Origin of the sequence: Streptococcus peroris ATCC 700780 (assembly GCF_000187585.1) — a bacterium.
GTDB classification, from domain to species: domain Bacteria; phylum Bacillota; class Bacilli; order Lactobacillales; family Streptococcaceae; genus Streptococcus; species Streptococcus peroris.
Genome location: NZ_GL732463.1, coordinates 674,096 through 689,689, shown reverse-complemented (window position 1 = coordinate 689,689; position 15,594 = coordinate 674,096). Strand labels below are relative to the sequence as shown.

At 38.6% G+C, this 15,594-nt stretch carries 16 protein-coding genes; 3 read left to right on the top strand and 13 right to left on the bottom strand.

Annotated features, from left to right (window positions below):
• Position 1 precedes the first annotated feature (1 nt).
• Together HMPREF9180_RS05315 and HMPREF9180_RS05310 are read right to left on the bottom strand one after the other, a co-directional pair.
• On the bottom strand, positions 2-1,903 hold the full coding sequence (locus HMPREF9180_RS05315; protein WP_006145464.1) for an ABC-F family ATP-binding cassette domain-containing protein: 1,902 nt from the start codon (positions 1,901-1,903) through the stop codon (positions 2-4).
• Positions 1,904-1,981: 78 nt separating this feature from the next.
• On the bottom strand, positions 1,982-2,170 hold the full coding sequence (locus HMPREF9180_RS05310; protein ID WP_006145463.1) for a hypothetical protein: 189 nt from the start codon (positions 2,168-2,170) through the stop codon (positions 1,982-1,984).
• Positions 2,171-2,319: 149 nt separating this feature from the next.
• Here HMPREF9180_RS05310 and HMPREF9180_RS05305 point away from each other — a divergent pair, with 149 nt between their 5' ends.
• Both HMPREF9180_RS05305 and HMPREF9180_RS05300 read left to right on the top strand, forming a co-directional pair.
• Positions 2,320-4,038, top strand: coding sequence for a phospho-sugar mutase (locus tag HMPREF9180_RS05305; protein WP_006145462.1), 1,719 nt, complete (start codon positions 2,320-2,322; stop codon positions 4,036-4,038).
• A gap of 109 nt (positions 4,039-4,147) precedes the next feature.
• A complete protein-coding gene (locus tag HMPREF9180_RS05300) occupies positions 4,148-4,495 on the top strand; it encodes a DUF6568 family protein (protein WP_006145461.1) in 348 nt (115 codons plus the stop codon).
• A gap of 35 nt (positions 4,496-4,530) precedes the next feature.
• Here the strand turns inward: HMPREF9180_RS05300 and HMPREF9180_RS05295 are convergent, their stop codons facing one another.
• The 4 genes from HMPREF9180_RS05295 to mutY all read right to left on the bottom strand — a co-directional run bounded on the left by HMPREF9180_RS05295 (position 4,531) and on the right by mutY (position 8,616).
• Positions 4,531-5,340, bottom strand: a complete 810-nt coding sequence (locus HMPREF9180_RS05295) for an MBL fold metallo-hydrolase (protein WP_006145460.1) — start codon at positions 5,338-5,340, stop codon at positions 4,531-4,533.
• A 1-nt stretch (position 5,341) separates the two neighbouring features.
• Positions 5,342-6,691 carry a cell wall metabolism sensor histidine kinase VicK gene (vicK, locus tag HMPREF9180_RS05290; protein WP_006145459.1) on the bottom strand — a complete coding sequence of 450 codons (1,350 nt, stop codon included), beginning with the start codon at positions 6,689-6,691 and terminating at the stop codon, positions 5,342-5,344.
• Positions 6,684-7,388, bottom strand: a complete 705-nt coding sequence (gene yycF / locus HMPREF9180_RS05285; protein ID WP_006145458.1) for a response regulator YycF — start codon at positions 7,386-7,388, stop codon at positions 6,684-6,686. The genes vicK and yycF overlap by 8 nt, the downstream gene beginning before the upstream one ends.
• A gap of 67 nt (positions 7,389-7,455) precedes the next feature.
• On the bottom strand, positions 7,456-8,616 hold the full coding sequence (gene mutY, locus HMPREF9180_RS05280; protein ID WP_006145457.1) for an A/G-specific adenine glycosylase: 1,161 nt from the start codon (positions 8,614-8,616) through the stop codon (positions 7,456-7,458).
• A gap of 168 nt (positions 8,617-8,784) precedes the next feature.
• Between mutY and HMPREF9180_RS05275 the strand changes: the two genes are divergently transcribed.
• Positions 8,785-11,064, top strand: a complete 2,280-nt coding sequence (locus HMPREF9180_RS05275) for a Xaa-Pro dipeptidyl-peptidase (protein ID WP_006145456.1) — start codon at positions 8,785-8,787, stop codon at positions 11,062-11,064.
• A gap of 43 nt (positions 11,065-11,107) precedes the next feature.
• Here HMPREF9180_RS05275 and HMPREF9180_RS10285 read toward each other — a convergent pair whose 3' ends face one another.
• The 7 genes from HMPREF9180_RS10285 to HMPREF9180_RS05240 all read right to left on the bottom strand — a co-directional run bounded on the left by HMPREF9180_RS10285 (position 11,108) and on the right by HMPREF9180_RS05240 (position 15,586).
• Positions 11,108-11,275: a hypothetical protein gene (locus HMPREF9180_RS10285; RefSeq protein ID WP_006145455.1), complete on the bottom strand. Its 168-nt coding sequence runs from the start codon at positions 11,273-11,275 to the stop codon at positions 11,108-11,110.
• 9 nt (positions 11,276-11,284) lie between these two features.
• Positions 11,285-12,595 carry a GTPase ObgE gene (gene obgE / locus HMPREF9180_RS05265; RefSeq protein ID WP_006145454.1) on the bottom strand — a complete coding sequence of 437 codons (1,311 nt, stop codon included), beginning with the start codon at positions 12,593-12,595 and terminating at the stop codon, positions 11,285-11,287.
• A gap of 74 nt (positions 12,596-12,669) precedes the next feature.
• On the bottom strand, positions 12,670-12,804 hold the full coding sequence (locus HMPREF9180_RS10140) for a DUF4044 domain-containing protein (protein WP_025168662.1): 135 nt from the start codon (positions 12,802-12,804) through the stop codon (positions 12,670-12,672).
• A 171-nt stretch (positions 12,805-12,975) separates the two neighbouring features.
• On the bottom strand, positions 12,976-13,437 hold the full coding sequence (locus HMPREF9180_RS05255) for a hypothetical protein (protein WP_006145452.1): 462 nt from the start codon (positions 13,435-13,437) through the stop codon (positions 12,976-12,978).
• Between the two features lie 19 nt (positions 13,438-13,456).
• A complete protein-coding gene (locus tag HMPREF9180_RS05250) occupies positions 13,457-13,906 on the bottom strand; it encodes a hypothetical protein (protein ID WP_006145451.1) in 450 nt (149 codons plus the stop codon).
• A 145-nt stretch (positions 13,907-14,051) separates the two neighbouring features.
• Positions 14,052-14,243 carry a PspC domain-containing protein gene (locus HMPREF9180_RS05245; protein WP_006145450.1) on the bottom strand — a complete coding sequence of 64 codons (192 nt, stop codon included), beginning with the start codon at positions 14,241-14,243 and terminating at the stop codon, positions 14,052-14,054.
• 26 nt (positions 14,244-14,269) lie between these two features.
• A complete protein-coding gene (locus tag HMPREF9180_RS05240; RefSeq protein ID WP_006145449.1) occupies positions 14,270-15,586 on the bottom strand; it encodes a glycosyltransferase family 4 protein in 1,317 nt (438 codons plus the stop codon).
• Positions 15,587-15,594 lie beyond the last annotated feature (8 nt).

Genomic DNA, 15,594 nt, shown 5'->3' with positions numbered 1-15,594 from the left:
TCTACACCTGCTCCGATAATTCTTCCCACTCAAGCATAGCTTCTTCCTGACGGTGACTGATTTTGTCCAGTTCTACCTGTAATTCCATCAGTTTTTCGGCATCGTTTGTCTCCAACATTTGTTCAGAGATGGCTTGGCTTTGAGTTTCTAATTCTTCAATTTCGGTTTCCAAGTTTTCGATTTGACGCATCAATTTCCGAAGTTCTTTTTGACTCTCTTTTTGGGCTTGGTAATCATTAACTGGAGAAGTTTCCTTCTCTTGATTCGTAAGCAAAACTTCCTGCATCTGAGTCGCTTCTAGTTCCGTCTTCTTTTCAACATAATAGTCATAACCACCCAGATAAAGGGTTGAGCCATTTTCGGATAATTCTAATACCTGAGTTGCTACACGATTGATAAAATAACGGTCGTGGCTGACAAAGAGGAGAGTTCCGTCAAAGTCAATCAGAGCATTTTCCAAAACTTCCTTGCTATCAATATCCAAATGGTTTGTCGGCTCATCAAGAATCAGGAAGTTGTTGTTTTCCATAGACAATTTAGCCAAAAGCAGACGAGCTTTTTCGCCACCTGAAAGCATCCCAACTGATTTCTTAACATCATCGCCTGAGAAAAGAAATGCACCTAGGCGATTACGGATTTCTACTTCTGGAGTCAATCTAAAGTCATTCCAAAGTTCATCCAAAACAGTATTGCTTGGTGTTAACTTACTTTGAGTTTGATCATAGTAACCAACTTCAACATTGGCACCGAAACGCTTCTCACCCTTAATGAAGGGAATCTGGTCCACAATAGACTTGATAAAGGTAGTCTTACCAATACCATTAGGACCGACAATCGCTACTGCATTCATCTTACGAAGGTCAAGATTGATAGGCTCTGACAATATTTCTCCATCATAGCCAATCGCAGCATTTTCAACCGTTAGCACAATATTGCCAGATGTTTTATCAGAGTGAAAAGTCATATTGGCAGATTTACTTCCAGCTTCAGGTTTGTCTAAACGTTCCATCTTTTCTAGTTGTTTGCGCCGTGATTGGGCCCGCTTTGTTGTCGAAGCTCGAACAAGATTGCGATTGACAAAATCTTCAAGAGCAGCTATTTCCTTCTGCTGCTTTTCATAGTTTTTGGCTTCAGTCACTAGCTTCTGCTCTTTTTGCTCAACAAAACTGGAGTAGTTCCCTACATATCTTTCCAAAGAGTGTTTGGTTAAGTCGAGCGTTATGGTTGCTACTTTATCGAGAAAATAACGGTCGTGACTGACGATAATGAGGGCACCGCTATAGTTCACAAGATAATTCTCAAGCCAGGCAATGGTTTCAATATCCAAGTGGTTGGTCGGTTCGTCTAAAATCAAGAGATTAGGCTTTTCAAGGAGCATTTTGGCCAGTGCCAAACGTGTATTTTGCCCACCAGAAAGTTCAGCGATTTTCATCTGCCACATAGATTCATCAAACTTAAATCCATTTAAAATGGCACGAATATCCGCCTCAAAGGTAAAACCACCAGCCTGACGGAATTCTTCTGATAGACGATCGTAGTCTGACATGAGCTTATCGAGTTCTGCACCAGTTTTCTCACCCATCTCTAACTCCATCTTGCGAAGCTGTTTCTCTGTAGAACGTAAGTCGTCAAAAACATGCAACATCTCGTCATAAATAGTATTTTCTGACTCAAAGCGACTATCCTGTGCTAGATAAGATAGAGAAATATCTTTTTTCTTATTGATTTCACCAGAAGTTGGTTCTTCTTCTCCTACCAATATTTTCAATAAGGTTGACTTCCCAGCACCATTTCTACCAACGAGGGCGATTCGATCTCTCTCATCAACTTGTAGATTGATATTTTCGAATAGAACGTCTCCAGCAAAAGAGCGCTCAATTTTGTTAGCTTGTAAAATAATCATATTCCTATTTTACTATCTTTTTCTATTTTTAACAATTTTAATAAAAAAAGCTCTATATTTAAAACTCGAACTCTTTATTTAAGTTATCCAAATTAATTGTTTCGTGTCTAACTCATAAATTTGAATTAGTTCAACTTTTTCTTTATAAAGTGCAATACCTTGGCTAATAAAGCTAAACTGTGTATCACTTGCTTTTTTACTATTTCCACAAGCTACCAATACTAAAGCAGCAAAACTAAAATAAGGAAATCGTTTTGAATCTATCATCTATAACAGAAAACACAAAATAATTATAGCAATTCATATATTTTTAAAAGCTGATTTCACTTGTTAAATCCATGCTAACATTTTACTAAAATATTAAAAAATGCTATAATGAAAACGGTTAAAATTTATATTAAAAAAGGAGAATTCTTATGGCTTACCAAGAAAACTACCAAAAATGGTTGGATTTTGCTCAACTTCCAGATTACCTTCGTAAAGATTTGGAAAACATGGATGAAAAAACCAAAGAAGATGCTTTCTACACAAATCTTGAATTCGGTACAGCTGGTATGCGCGGATTGATTGGCGCAGGTACCAATCGTATTAACATCTATGTTGTTCGTCAAGCGACGGAAGGTTTGGCTCGTTTAATCGAGTCAAAAGGTGGAAATGAAAAAGAACGTGGTGTAGCCATTGCCTACGATAGCCGTCACTTCTCTCCTGAATTTGCCTTTGAATCAGCAGCTGTGCTTGCAAAACACGGTATTAAGTCTTACGTTTTTGAAAGTCTTCGTCCTACTCCAGAACTTTCATTCGCTGTTCGTCATCTCAACTGCTTCGCAGGTATCATGGTCACAGCCAGTCATAACCCTGCACCATTTAACGGCTATAAAGTTTATGGCGAAGATGGTGGACAAATGCCTCCACACGATGCAGATGCCTTGACTACTTATATTCGTGCAATTGAAAATCCTTTTGCGATTGAAATTGCAGATATTGAAACAGAAAAAGCATCTGGTCTCATCCAAGTGATTGGCGAAGAAGTTGATGTTGAATACCTCAGAGAAGTTAAAGACGTTAACATCAACCCTGCTCTCATTGAAGAATATGGTAAAGATATGAAAATCGTCTACACTCCTCTTCATGGTACTGGAGAAATGTTGGCACGCCGCGCTCTTGCTCAAGCTGGATTTGATTCTGTTCAAGTCGTAGAAGCTCAAGCTGTTCCTGATCCAGACTTCTCAACTGTAAAATCACCAAACCCTGAAAACCAATCAGCCTTTGCACTTGCTGAAGAACTTGGACGTAAAGTAGGTGCAGATGTTCTTGTCGCAACTGACCCTGACGCTGACCGTGTTGGTGTTGAAGTGCTTCAAAAGGATGGTAGCTACCTAAACCTTTCAGGAAACCAAATCGGTGCTATCATGGCTAAGTATATCTTAGAAGCTCACAAAAATGCAGGAACTCTTCCTGCAGATGCAGCAATCTGTAAGTCTATCGTATCTACAAACCTAGTTACAAAAATCGCTGAAAGCTATGGCGTAACGATGTTTAACGTCTTGACTGGATTCAAGTTTATCGCTGAAAAAATCCAAGAATTTGAAGAAAAACACAATCATACTTACATGATGGGATTTGAAGAAAGCTTTGGTTACTTGATTAAACCATTCGTACGTGATAAAGATGCAATCCAAGCAGTACTTGTCGTTGCTGAACTTGCCGCCTACTATCGCTCTCGTGGATTGACACTTGCTGATGGTATCGATGAAATTTACAAAGAATACGGCTACTTTGCAGAAAAGACAATCTCAGTGACTCTTTCAGGTGTTGACGGTGCTGAACAAATCAAAGCAATTATGTCTAAATTCCGTGATAATGGACCAAAAGAATTTAACGCTACTCCTATCTCTGTCTTAGAAGACTTCAAAGCACAAACTTCTACTGCTGCCGATGGTACTGTTACTAAATTGACAACACCTCCAAGCGATGTATTGAAATACACATTAACAGACGGTTCATGGATTGCTGTTCGTCCTTCTGGTACAGAACCAAAAATCAAATTCTACATCGCTGTAGTTGGAAATTCAAAAGAGGACTCACAAGCTAAAATTGCAAATATCGAAGCTGAAATCAATGCCTTCGTAAAATAAATAATTTAAAGATGAGATAAAATAATCTCATCTTTTTTTCGTATCAAATCCAAGCAATTTTAAGCACTTTATGGCATACTAGACTTATCAAAAAAAGCGAGGTAATCTCATGGAACAGTTTTTAGAAAATATTAAAGATCTTGAAGTGACTACAGTTGCGCGTGCTCAAGAAGCACTTGATAAAAAAGAAACAGCAACTTTCTTTATCGGACGCAAAACTTGCCCTTACTGCCGTAAATTCGCTGGTACATTGGCTGGTGTAGTGGCTGAAACGAAAGCACACGTTTACTTCATCAACAGCGAAGAACCAAGTCAACTTGACGCTTTGCAAGACTTCCGCTCACGCTATGGAATCCCTACTGTACCAGGATTCGTACATGTTGCTAATGGGGAAATCAAAGTCCGTTGTGACTCTTCTATGTCAGCTCAAGAAATCAAAGAATTCGCCGGATTGTAAAATAGTCTAAAAAAAGAAGGCATATGCCTTCTTTTTTATATTTCTGTTAATGGTGTTGCTGTGTCTGGTGAAGTATCATGAACTTGAAAATCAACTCCAACCCCCAAATCAGCTTGAGCTAGTTGATTAACCATAGTCATGTGAGCCAACTCCTTGATATTATTCTCCTTGGATAGATGACCTAGATAGATTTTTTTGGTTCGATTGCCAAGTGTTCGCACCATCGCTTCCGCACCGTCTTCATTGGATAGATGCCCTCGATCGGACAAAATTCTCTGTTTGAGTCGCCAAGCATACGATCCTGCTCGCAAAATTTCCACATCATGATTGGCCTCAATCAGATAACCGTCAGCATTCTCAACAATACCAGCCATACGATCACTAACATATCCCGTATCTGTCAATAATACAAAGCTCTTATCGTCCTTCATAAAGCGGTAAAATTGGGGAGCAACAGCGTCATGACTCACTCCAAAGCTTTCGATATCAATATCTCCAAAAGTCTTGGTCTTACCCATTTCAAAGATATGCTTTTGAGACGGGTCAACCTTACCAAGATACTTGCTATTTTCCATTGCCTGCCAAGTCTTCTCATTTGCATAGAGATCCATACCGTACTTGCGTGCTAAAACACCAACTCCGTGAATATGGTCCGTATGTTCATGTGTAATCAAAATGGCATCCAAATCTTCTGGCTTGCGGTTAATTTCACTTAGCAGACTAGTGATTTTCTTTCCAGATAAGCCAGCATCTACTAAAATCTTCTTTTTAGGAGTTTCCAAATAGAAGGAATTTCCACTAGAACCTGATGCTAAAATGCTGTATTTAAATCCATTATCACTCATTTTAGTCTTCTACGTCATCCTCCCATATTTCTTCTTTCACAGCTTCTTTATCATAAGGGAGCACAATAGTAAAGGTAGACCCCTTACCATATTCGCTCTTAGCCCAGATAAAGCCATTATGCTGTTTGACGATTTCTTTTGCAATAGCAAGTCCTAAACCGGTACCACCTTGAGCACGACTTCTAGCCTTATCAACACGATAGAAACGGTCAAAAATCTTAGGTAAATCTTCTTTAGGAATCCCAAGTCCTTGGTCTGAAATAGATAAAATCATCTGGTCATCAGTTGTTTTCATGCTGACAGTAATTTTACCACCATCAGGTGAATACTTGATTGCATTATTGAGAATGTTATCAATGACCTGAGTCATCTTATCCGTGTCTATTTCAACCCATACAGAATTTATCGGATAGTCCCTAACGATTTCGTATTTCTTCTCCTCATCTTGGGCTCGTATTTTATCAAAACGATTCAGGATAAAAGTAATGAAAGCTGTAAAGTTAATCAATTCAACATCTAAATTACTGGTTGCATTATCGATACGAGATAGATGCAGGAGATCCGTCACCATTCGCATCATTCGATTTGTTTCATCAAGCGAAACCTTAATAAAGTCTGGTGCTACAGGTTCTGAAAGAGCTCCTTCATCCAGAGCTTCTAGGTAGGATTTTACACTAGTCAAAGGAGTTCGCAACTCATGACTAACATTTGAAACAAAGAGCCGTCTCTCGCGTTCTTCTTTTTCTTGCTCAGTCGTATCGTGAAGTACAGCCACTAGACCAGAAATGAAACCTGATTCCCGTCGAACTAGTGCGAACCGTACACGCAGACTGATGTACTCACCATTAAGATTTTGGGAATAAATCATCAGATCTGGACTCTGAGTAATCAGATCTTTAAGCTCGTACTCGTCCTCAATCTTGAGCAACTCAAGAATATTCTTATTCAACACTTCATCGCTTTCAATACCAAGTTGATTCTTAGCCATATCGTTAATCATAGTGATTTGACCACGACGATTGGTTGCTAGAACTCCATCTGTCATATAAGAAAGAATACTGTGAAGTCTTTTACTTTCTTGTTCTAGGTTTTCTTGTGTTAGGCGAATTACTTCAGAAAGATCATTTAAGTTATTCGTTATATTCGTGATTTCAGTATTCCCCTGCATATCCAATACCTGAGAATAATCACTAGCAATTAAATCTTTTATCTTTTGATTTAACTGTTTTAGTCGGATGTTATCTCTACGACCTTCAAGTAAAAGAAAGGTCACCAGCATGATAAAACCGATTAAGATTAGAACAAAGATAAAATCTCTTGTCAGAATCGTTTGTTTAATTATTTCAATCATTATTTCTCATGTAATAACCCACACCACGACGAGTCAAGATATATTCAGGTCTACTTGGTGTGTCTTCAATTTTCTCACGTAGACGTCTAATGGTAACATCGACTGTTCGAACATCACCAAAATAATCATAACCCCAAACAGTTTCAAGGAGATGTTCACGGGTAATAACTTGACCAATATGAGAAGCTAGGTGATGCAATAACTCAAATTCTCTGTGAGTTAAGTCCAATTCTTCGCCATATTTTTTTGCTACATAAGCATCAGGAAGAATTTCCAAATCCCCAATTTGAAGACTTTGTAATTTTGAATCTTCTTCTTGGTTGTCCACTGCGATTAACTCCGTACGACGAAGAAGCGCCTTAACACGCGCTTGAAGTTCACGGTTTGAAAATGGTTTTGTCACATAATCATCCGCTCCAAGTTCAAGACCAATAACCTTATCAAACTCGCTATCTTTGGCTGAAAGCATGATAATTGGTACACTACTTGTCTTACGAATCGTTTTAGCAACTTCAAGACCATCAATCTCTGGAAGCATCAAGTCCAAAATTATAATATCTGGTTTTTCAGCTTCAAACAGTTCAATAGCTTCACGTCCATTAAATGCTGTGACAACCTCATAACCTTCTTTGGTCATGTTAAACTTTATAATATCTGAGATTGGTTTTTCATCGTCAACAATCAATATTTTTTTCATTTAGTCACCTTTTTCCTTATATCAATTATACCAAAAAAATGGAGAGAAGACACGAAAGACTGTACTATCAGTATCTTTTTGAATACTCTTGCCAAATTTTCTGTTGAGGTTTTGCTAGTGGGTAGAGGTCAAACTCTTCTGGAGTTAACCAAACGACTTCTTTATCACTATATTCTTTGGCATCAACTACCTGCCCGGCTAAAATTCGGACATGCCACTTTCGATGGCTAAAGACATGTTTCACTTCTTCGAAATGGCTATCCTGCCAGTCAACCTCTAAATCATAATCTTGCTCAAAACTTTCTTGAGGTGAGGGTCCAAGTTGTAGGGATGTTTCAGCAACCTGATTAAAAAGATTTAGTTCTTCTTCATCTTTTGAAAATTCATCAACCTCAATCAAGGGGAAATGCCAAAATCCAGCAAGTAACTTTTCACTTTCATTCTTTTCTAGTAAAAACTGTCCTTGGTCGTTTTGCACAACTAAAGCATTTAGATAAATGGGAACTGGCTTTTTCTTTGGTGCTTTAATGGGATAAATATCCATAGTCCCGTGTTGATAGGCAGCACTAAATTCCTTAACTGGACTATCTTCTGGCCTTGGATTGACTGGTGCTTCAATATCTGATCCCAAATCCATGAGAGCCTGGTTAAAATCTCCAGGTCTTTCTGGATCTATCAAGATTTCCATCATAGCTTGAAATATTTTACGATTGCTAGGATTTCCAATATCATAATTGACTTCAAATAGACGTGCCAAAACACGCATAACATTTCCATCGACTGCTGGTTGTAGTAGATTAAAGGCAATACTTGAAATAGCTCCAGCCGTATAAGGGCCAATTCCTTTCAAACTAGAAATACCTTCGTAAGTTGTTGGGAATTCTCCATTAAACTCATGCATAACCTGCTGAGCTGCAGTTTGCATATTGCGAACACGGGAATAATATCCAAGACCTTCCCAAGCTTTTAATAAACGTTCTTCAGGTGCATTTGCTAAACTCTCTACAGTTGGAAACCATTCTAAAAAACGTTCATAATAAGGAATGACGGTATCGACTCTAGTCTGTTGCAACATGATTTCAGACACCCAGATATGGTAAGGATTTCTGCTCCTTCTCCATGGTAAATCCCGCTTATTCTCATCATACCAAGTCAGCAACTTCTGGCGAAACAAAAGGATTTTCTCCTCTTCCCACATAGACACGCCATATTTCTCCAAATCTAACATATAACTAGTATAGCATATCCTTTTAGGATACTCAAAAAATCAAAATAGTAAGGAAAATAGAGCATTTAAAGCACACTTTCTAATGTCTTGTTCTAGAATAGAGATTCTGTTAATTTGATGTTTTTTTTGATATAATAACCTCAGTGATATTTTATAAAGGAGAATATTATGCGTTTCAATCAATTTAGTTATTACCCTGTATCAACTCAAGAATCATTAGATGAACTCGCACAACTAGGATTTAAGCTTAATCCAGCAGATTCACCCAAACAACAGTTTGAGTCCTTCATTAGAACTTGCTTTTTTAACTATCAAAACACTGACTATCCACTCTCTACATTAGCTGTGGACAAAAAGACTGATCTTCTCAACATCTTTAATTCTGATCAAGAGTTGACTGCGGATATTTTTTATACCGTTGCCTTCCAACTCTTAGGATTTAGCTACCTTGTAGATTTTGACGATGTTCAAGCCTTTCGCAAAGAGACTGGATTTCCTATTGAATTTGGAGAATTTGTAACCAATCTTTACCAACTTCTCAATACTCGCACAAAAAAAGGAAATACCCTTATCGATCAGTTGGTCAGTGATGGTTTAATCCCTGAAGATAATCACTATCACTATTTTAACGGAAAAAGTCTTGCAACCTTCTCTAGTAACGATGTTATTCGGGAAGTGGTCTACGTAGAAAGCCGTGTAGATACAGATAAAGACGGACTTCCTGACCTTGTGAAAGTAAGCATCATTCGTCCAAAATATCAAGGAAAAATTCCATCAGTAATGACTGCTAGTCCCTACCATCAAGGAACCAACGTCAAAGCTAGTGATGCCTCTCTCTACAAAATGGAAGCTGAGCTTGAGGTGAAACCTCCTCACAAGATTCAATTAAATCAACCAACGCTGGATTTAGTTGAATCTGTAGGAGATTCTAAAATAGTCTCTGAAGCTGAAGAGAAACTGACTCATATCAATAGCAGCTATACACTAAACGATTATTTCCTTCCAAGAGGATTTGCTAATCTCTATGTATCAGGACTTGGTACCAAGGATTCTCAGGGTCTTATGCCGAATGGTAGCTACCAACAAATCGAAGGTTATAAGAATGTCATTGATTGGCTCAATGGACGCTGCCGTGCTTTTACAGACCATACCCGAACTCATCAAGTCAAGGCTGACTGGTCAAACGGGAAAGTTGCAACAACAGGTATCTCATACCTAGGAACTATGTCAAATGGGCTTGCTACAACAGGTGTCGATGGCTTAGAAGTTATCATCGCCGAGGCCGGTATTTCTTCATGGTACAACTACTATCGTGAAAATGGTCTTGTAACTAGCCCTGGAGGATACCCGGGTGAAGATTTTGACTCTCTGGCTGAATTGACTTATTCTCGTAATCTCTTGGCTGGTGATTACATTCGTGGAAATGAAGCTCACAAAGCTGACTTAGAGAAAGTTAAGAAAAATCTAGACCGTAAAACCGGAGATTATAACCAATTTTGGCATGATCGCAATTATCTGCTCAATGCCCACAAGGTAAAAGCTGAAGTTGTCTTTACACATGGTTCGCAAGACTGGAATGTAAAACCACTTCATGTCTATCAAATGTTCAATGCTCTTCCAAGCAATATTAAGAAACATCTCTTTTACCATAACGGCGCCCATGTTTATATGAACAACTGGCAATCTATTGATTTCCGTGAATCCATGAATGCTCTTTTGACTCAGAAATTATTGGGGCAAGAAACAGCCTACAAACTTCCAAGGGTTGTGTGGCAAGACAATACTGCTCCTCAAACATGGTATAGTCTTGAAGATTTTGGAAATCAAGAGGAACACAAAACCTTCTCTCTTGGATCTGAAGAAAAAGTGATTGAGAATCACTATGAAGACTCAGACTTTGAACGCTATGGTAAAACCTACCAAACCTTTAATAATGAACTATATCAAGACAAGGTCAATCAGATTACCATTGATCTTCCTATTTCAGAAGAAATACAACTTAACGGACGCGTCAAACTCAACTTACGTGTCAAATCAAGTACAAATAAAGGCTTACTTTCTGCCCAACTTTTGGAATTAGGACAAAAGAAATACTTGCAACCTTATCCTGGAGTCATATCTGCTCGTACCTTAGATAACGGTCGCTACCATATGCTTGACCATCTCTGTGAACTTCCTTTCCGGGAAAATGCACAAAGAGTTATCACTAAAGGTTATATGAATCTACAAAACTGTCATGACTTACTTACAGTCGAAGAAATTAAACCTGAAGAATGGATTGAATTCCAATTTGAACTTCAACCAACTATTTATAAATTAAAAGAAGGCGACACTGTCCGTCTCGTTCTTTATACTACTGACTTTGAAATTACTGTACGCGACAATACAGACTATCACTTGACTATAGACCTTGCACAATCTAGTCTTGAAATTCCATTCCAAAAATAGTCAGTAAACCAGAAAACCCGTGATGAATACATCACGGGTTCTTTTATTCTGATTTTTTTCCTTCTGCTTGTTTCTTTGCTTTAGCTAGTCTCAAAGCTCTATTTGGATTGAGGCGGTTAAAGAGTTCTTCTAACTTCTTTTCATTCCACACATCAGCTGCTGAAACAAAATTTCCATTCGCATCTCGGAAAGATATTGGTTTATCACCCATAGCTGTCTCCTAGTCTACAAATTCAAACTCAAATTTACCAATACGGACAAGATCACCGTCTTTAGCACCACGAGCACGAAGAGCTTCATCAACTCCCATACCACGCAACTGACGAGCAAACTTCATAACAGACTCATCACGGTCAAAGTTGGTCATGTTAAAGAGTTTCATGAGTTTTTCACCTGAAAGGACCCAAGTAGCATCATCATCACGACTTATTTCAAATGGTTTTTCTTCTTCATCAAAGCCATAGTAAGCTTCTTCTTCCATTTCTGACTCATCATAGAGAAGAAATTCTGGTGTCTTATCTAGAAGTTCAGCCGTAGCATCTAATAAAGGTGCAAGACCTTGCTTAGTCAAACCTGAAATTGGGAAAATTGTTGGTAATTCTTCAAACTCATCATAATTTGCAGCCAATTTTTTCTTGAAATCTTCAAGGTTTTCTTGACTGTCTGGCATATCCATCTTGTTGGCAACAATGATTTGTGGACGCTCCATTAGACGAAGATTGTAGGATTCAAGTTCCTTATTGATAGCTAGGTAATCCTCATAAGGACCACGTCCTTCACTTGCTGACATGTCAATAACGTGTAGGATTACTCTAGTTCTCTCAATATGACGGAGGAACTGGGTCCCCAGGCCAACACCTTGGCTAGCACCTTCAATCAATCCAGGAAGGTCTGCCACTGCAAATGAATCGCCCGACTGAGTACGCACCATCCCAAGATTTGGTACAATTGTCGTAAAGTGATAAGCACCAATTTTTGGTTTTGCAGATGTGATGACACTTAGTAAGGTTGATTTCCCAACAGAAGGGAAGCCAACTAATCCAACATCCGCAAGAATTTTAAGTTCAAGCTGTAATTCACGTTCCTGACCAGGTTCTCCATTTTCAGAGATTTCTGGTGCAGGATTTTTAGGTGTCGCAAAGCGAATATTCCCACGACCGCCACGACCACCGTGAGCTACGATAAATTCCTGACCATGATGTACCAAGTCAGTCAAAATTTTTCCCGTTTCAGCATCACGAACAGTAGTTCCCTGAGGTACATGAACAATCAAGTCTTCTGCACCACGGCCGTGCATTCCTTTTGTCATTCCTTTTTCACCAGACTGGGCTTTAAAATGACGATTATAACGGAAATCCATCAGGGTACGCAATCCTTCGTCTACTACGAAAACAACGTTCCCTCCACGACCTCCATCACCTCCCCATGGTCCACCATTAGGGACGTATTTTTCACGACGAAAGGCTACCATCCCATCGCCACCATTACCAGCCTTTACTTTGATCTTGGCTGTATCTAAAAACATACTCATAATCTCTTCTCACTTAAAAAAGGGCTGGGAAAACCCAGTCACCAACTAATATAAATTGAATATACAACTAGCATTTAAAATCTGCTCAATACACCAATTGCAGTCGCAAAAATACCTGCTAGGGTAACAAACAACATGACTAGTACGACAAACATTGTTAGTTTTTCAAAGAAAGTTTTTTTGCGTTTACCATTATCACCGAATGCCATATTTTCTCCTTTACTATTAATACTCACATTTTAAAATTCATTTGATACAGATGTATCACCAACAAAAACACATCAGATTTCCCATTTTAAATCTGTCACATTCGCATTTCCTCTCTATTTGTAATTTCCGAATCCCTTATCAATAAGAGCCTCGAAAAAATCCGCTTTACATTATTTTCTGAAGTTTTTCAAGCAGACCGCATATCCAATGCCACTGACAATCGATAGGATGTCGACGAACACTACCACTATAAAAAATAGAGAGAAGTCATCCTGTCCAGAAAAAACCGCACTAAACAACCAATTTAACAAGTCATTTAAGAAGGGAATATGGCGTAGAATCCAAAAAAAGATTGAGAAAAAGATTGGGGCACATCCAATCGTCCCTGCTATTAAAAACGTATTGGTCACTAACTTAGAGACTCTGTCATCGCCTTTATAGTAAAGCTTACTCTTCAAAGCTACACAGAAAATCGCCACATACGTACACAGCATTAGAATAAATATAGAACCAAACATCTGGGCATTTGCTCCGATTCCTGCTGCGATTAATCCCAAGGGAGATACCATTAAAAATGCTCCTCCGGCAATGCCCACAAATGCACTACAGATTGCCCATTTTTTACTTTGCATGTTCTCGTCTCCTTATGTGTTAGTTCTCAAATTTCCTTAGACAAATCGCATAATAAATGCCCCAGGCAACGGATAAAATAGCGGATAGAAACATGAAACCGAGCGCACGTTCAAAGCCATCACTTCCGTCGAATAGCACGAGCATAATCCAATCACCGAATCCACTGATCGTCGGAATATTTGCTAAAGCTATCAGCAAAGCGACAACGAACCCTACTGCGCTTGAGGCTGCAAACAACTTGGCCATCACTGAATTCACACGTTCATCCTTTTTATAATAGCACGCGCTTTTCAACGCTACCAAAAAAATAATTCCAAATGTCGGCACTAATAAACTGAGAGATTCCTCTACCCCCGAACGACTGGCGCCAATCCCAGCTGCCAAAAACGCACATATGAAAAAGAGCGCTAAAGGCCCACCTAGAATCCCTACAAACGCACTGATTTTGGCCCATCTTTTCTTTTTCATTATCTCAACTCCTTTAACGGTCAAATCTATTTAATGGAATTTAATATTCCGCACCAGAAATCAACCCCAAATGAATCCCATTTCACCGATTTGAGGTTTCAAATCATTGAATATTATTAGTCTCGCTTTTACTCTAATCTTTTTCTTAAAATTCATTTGATACAGGAGCGATTGCCCACAAAATTAAGTAAGCAACAATGCCTGCTCCATAACAGAAGGCTAAAACGCCCCAAATAACTCGAACAATTGTAGGATCAATGTTAAAATAATTTGCTACTCCAGCACAGACTCCACCAATCTTTTGATCTCGACCACTTCTCATCAATCTCTTATTCATATTTTATTTCCTCTCTTCGGAATCACTTAATCATTCAAGTATTTTCTCAAGTTTCTCAATTGTTTTCTAGATGCCTTTAGCATACGTTTCGAACCCTTAACTGGCATTGTAACCGCCTGTTGCGGAATATAGAAGACTGTTTTTAAAATACGTTTTGTAACAGGCTCTTCAGACGTCATTTCTTTTACAAAATTATTGGAAATAATGACATCCAGGTAGAATTCATGAACTCTTTTACCAAAATTCTCAGCAGAAATTTCATATAATTTTTCAGCCAAGTGTTTTTCATCCATCGGTGGAGTTGCAAGCAATGCCTCCAGTATTGCTCCAGCCAAGTCATTTTCCTCGTAATAAAGAGTTCCAAACATTTTATCGTTGATAAGATTATCCAGATAAGGATTGCCGTGGGTAATGACTGGTGTCTTACTAGCTAAACTTTCTAAATAGGTCAAGCCCTGAGTCTCACTTGTAGAAGCAGAGATAAAGAAATTAGCCGCCTTATAATAAAGTGCTGTTTCGCTCGGAGGTATCATACCTGTAAAGATAACAGAATCTTGAATTCGCAAATCCTCTGCTTGCTCCTTAAGATTGTCTAAATAAGGTCCATCTCCAGCTACAACCAGTTTAACATTTGGTTCTTCTTTTAGGACATCTGGTAAAGCTTTAAGAACTGCTTGAATATTCTTCTCGTAAGAAACACGCGAAAGGCTAAGAAGCATCTTTTCGTCTTTCTTAATACCTAATTTATCTCGTAAGTCACTGATATTTTCTGGAACGATTTCAGGTCGTTCAAACTTAGCTAGTTCTATACCTGTAGGAATGACACGCTTTTCAACTTTTACCTTATAATCAGATAAGAGATCACGTACTATCTCGCTCGGACAAATAACTCCATCGACATCATGGAGAAAACCTCGGACAAGGTATTTAACCATACTTGGACGAATCAACATCCCTTTAGCAATATAGTGAACATAATCTTCATACTGAGTATGGTAGGTATGAATCACTGGAATTTTCAACTCACGTGCAATCCAAATACCCAATAAACCAAGAGAAAATTCTGTCTGGGTATGAATAATGTCGAGTTGATATTGCTTTGCAATCTCAAGAGCTTTCGTAAATCCACGATAGGCAAAACGACGATCTTTAAAGGCAAAGAAAGGAACGCTCGGAATACGGATAATCTGCCAGTCTTCATAGCGGTTTACGTCCTTATCAGTTGTCGTAAAGATAAAGACTGCATGCCCCTGCTTTTCAAGCTCTGTTTTTAAGGTGCGAATACTGGTTGCAACACCCGACACCTGTGGAAAATAAGTATCTGTAAATAATCCAATCCGCATATACTACC

Excerpts from the sequence above, each read along its gene's own strand:
- HMPREF9180_RS05275 (WP_006145456.1), top strand. The coding sequence starts at position 8,785 with ATGCGTTTCAATCAATTTAGTTATTACCCTGTATCAACTCAAGAATCA.
- HMPREF9180_RS05300 (WP_006145461.1), top strand. The coding sequence starts at position 4,148 with ATGGAACAGTTTTTAGAAAATATTAAAGATCTTGAAGTGACTACAGTT.
- yycF (WP_006145458.1), bottom strand. The coding sequence starts at position 7,388 with ATGAAAAAAATATTGATTGTTGACGATGAAAAACCAATCTCAGATATT.
- HMPREF9180_RS05310 (WP_006145463.1), bottom strand. The coding sequence starts at position 2,170 with ATGATAGATTCAAAACGATTTCCTTATTTTAGTTTTGCTGCTTTAGTA.
- vicK (WP_006145459.1), bottom strand. The coding sequence starts at position 6,691 with ATGATTGAAATAATTAAACAAACGATTCTGACAAGAGATTTTATCTTT.
- obgE (WP_006145454.1), bottom strand. The coding sequence starts at position 12,595 with ATGAGTATGTTTTTAGATACAGCCAAGATCAAAGTAAAGGCTGGTAAT.
- HMPREF9180_RS05245 (WP_006145450.1), bottom strand. The coding sequence starts at position 14,243 with ATGAATAAGAGATTGATGAGAAGTGGTCGAGATCAAAAGATTGGTGGA.
- HMPREF9180_RS05255 (WP_006145452.1), bottom strand. The coding sequence starts at position 13,437 with ATGCAAAGTAAAAAATGGGCAATCTGTAGTGCATTTGTGGGCATTGCC.
- HMPREF9180_RS05250 (WP_006145451.1), bottom strand. The coding sequence starts at position 13,906 with ATGAAAAAGAAAAGATGGGCCAAAATCAGTGCGTTTGTAGGGATTCTA.
- HMPREF9180_RS05295 (WP_006145460.1), bottom strand. The coding sequence starts at position 5,340 with ATGAGTGATAATGGATTTAAATACAGCATTTTAGCATCAGGTTCTAGT.
- HMPREF9180_RS05240 (WP_006145449.1), bottom strand. The coding sequence starts at position 15,586 with ATGCGGATTGGATTATTTACAGATACTTATTTTCCACAGGTGTCGGGT.
- HMPREF9180_RS10285 (WP_006145455.1), bottom strand. The coding sequence starts at position 11,275 with ATGGGTGATAAACCAATATCTTTCCGAGATGCGAATGGAAATTTTGTT.
- HMPREF9180_RS10140 (WP_025168662.1), bottom strand. The coding sequence starts at position 12,804 with ATGGCATTCGGTGATAATGGTAAACGCAAAAAAACTTTCTTTGAAAAA.
- HMPREF9180_RS05315 (WP_006145464.1), bottom strand. The coding sequence starts at position 1,903 with ATGATTATTTTACAAGCTAACAAAATTGAGCGCTCTTTTGCTGGAGAC.
- HMPREF9180_RS05305 (WP_006145462.1), top strand. The coding sequence starts at position 2,320 with ATGGCTTACCAAGAAAACTACCAAAAATGGTTGGATTTTGCTCAACTT.
- mutY (WP_006145457.1), bottom strand. The coding sequence starts at position 8,616 with ATGTTAGATTTGGAGAAATATGGCGTGTCTATGTGGGAAGAGGAGAAA.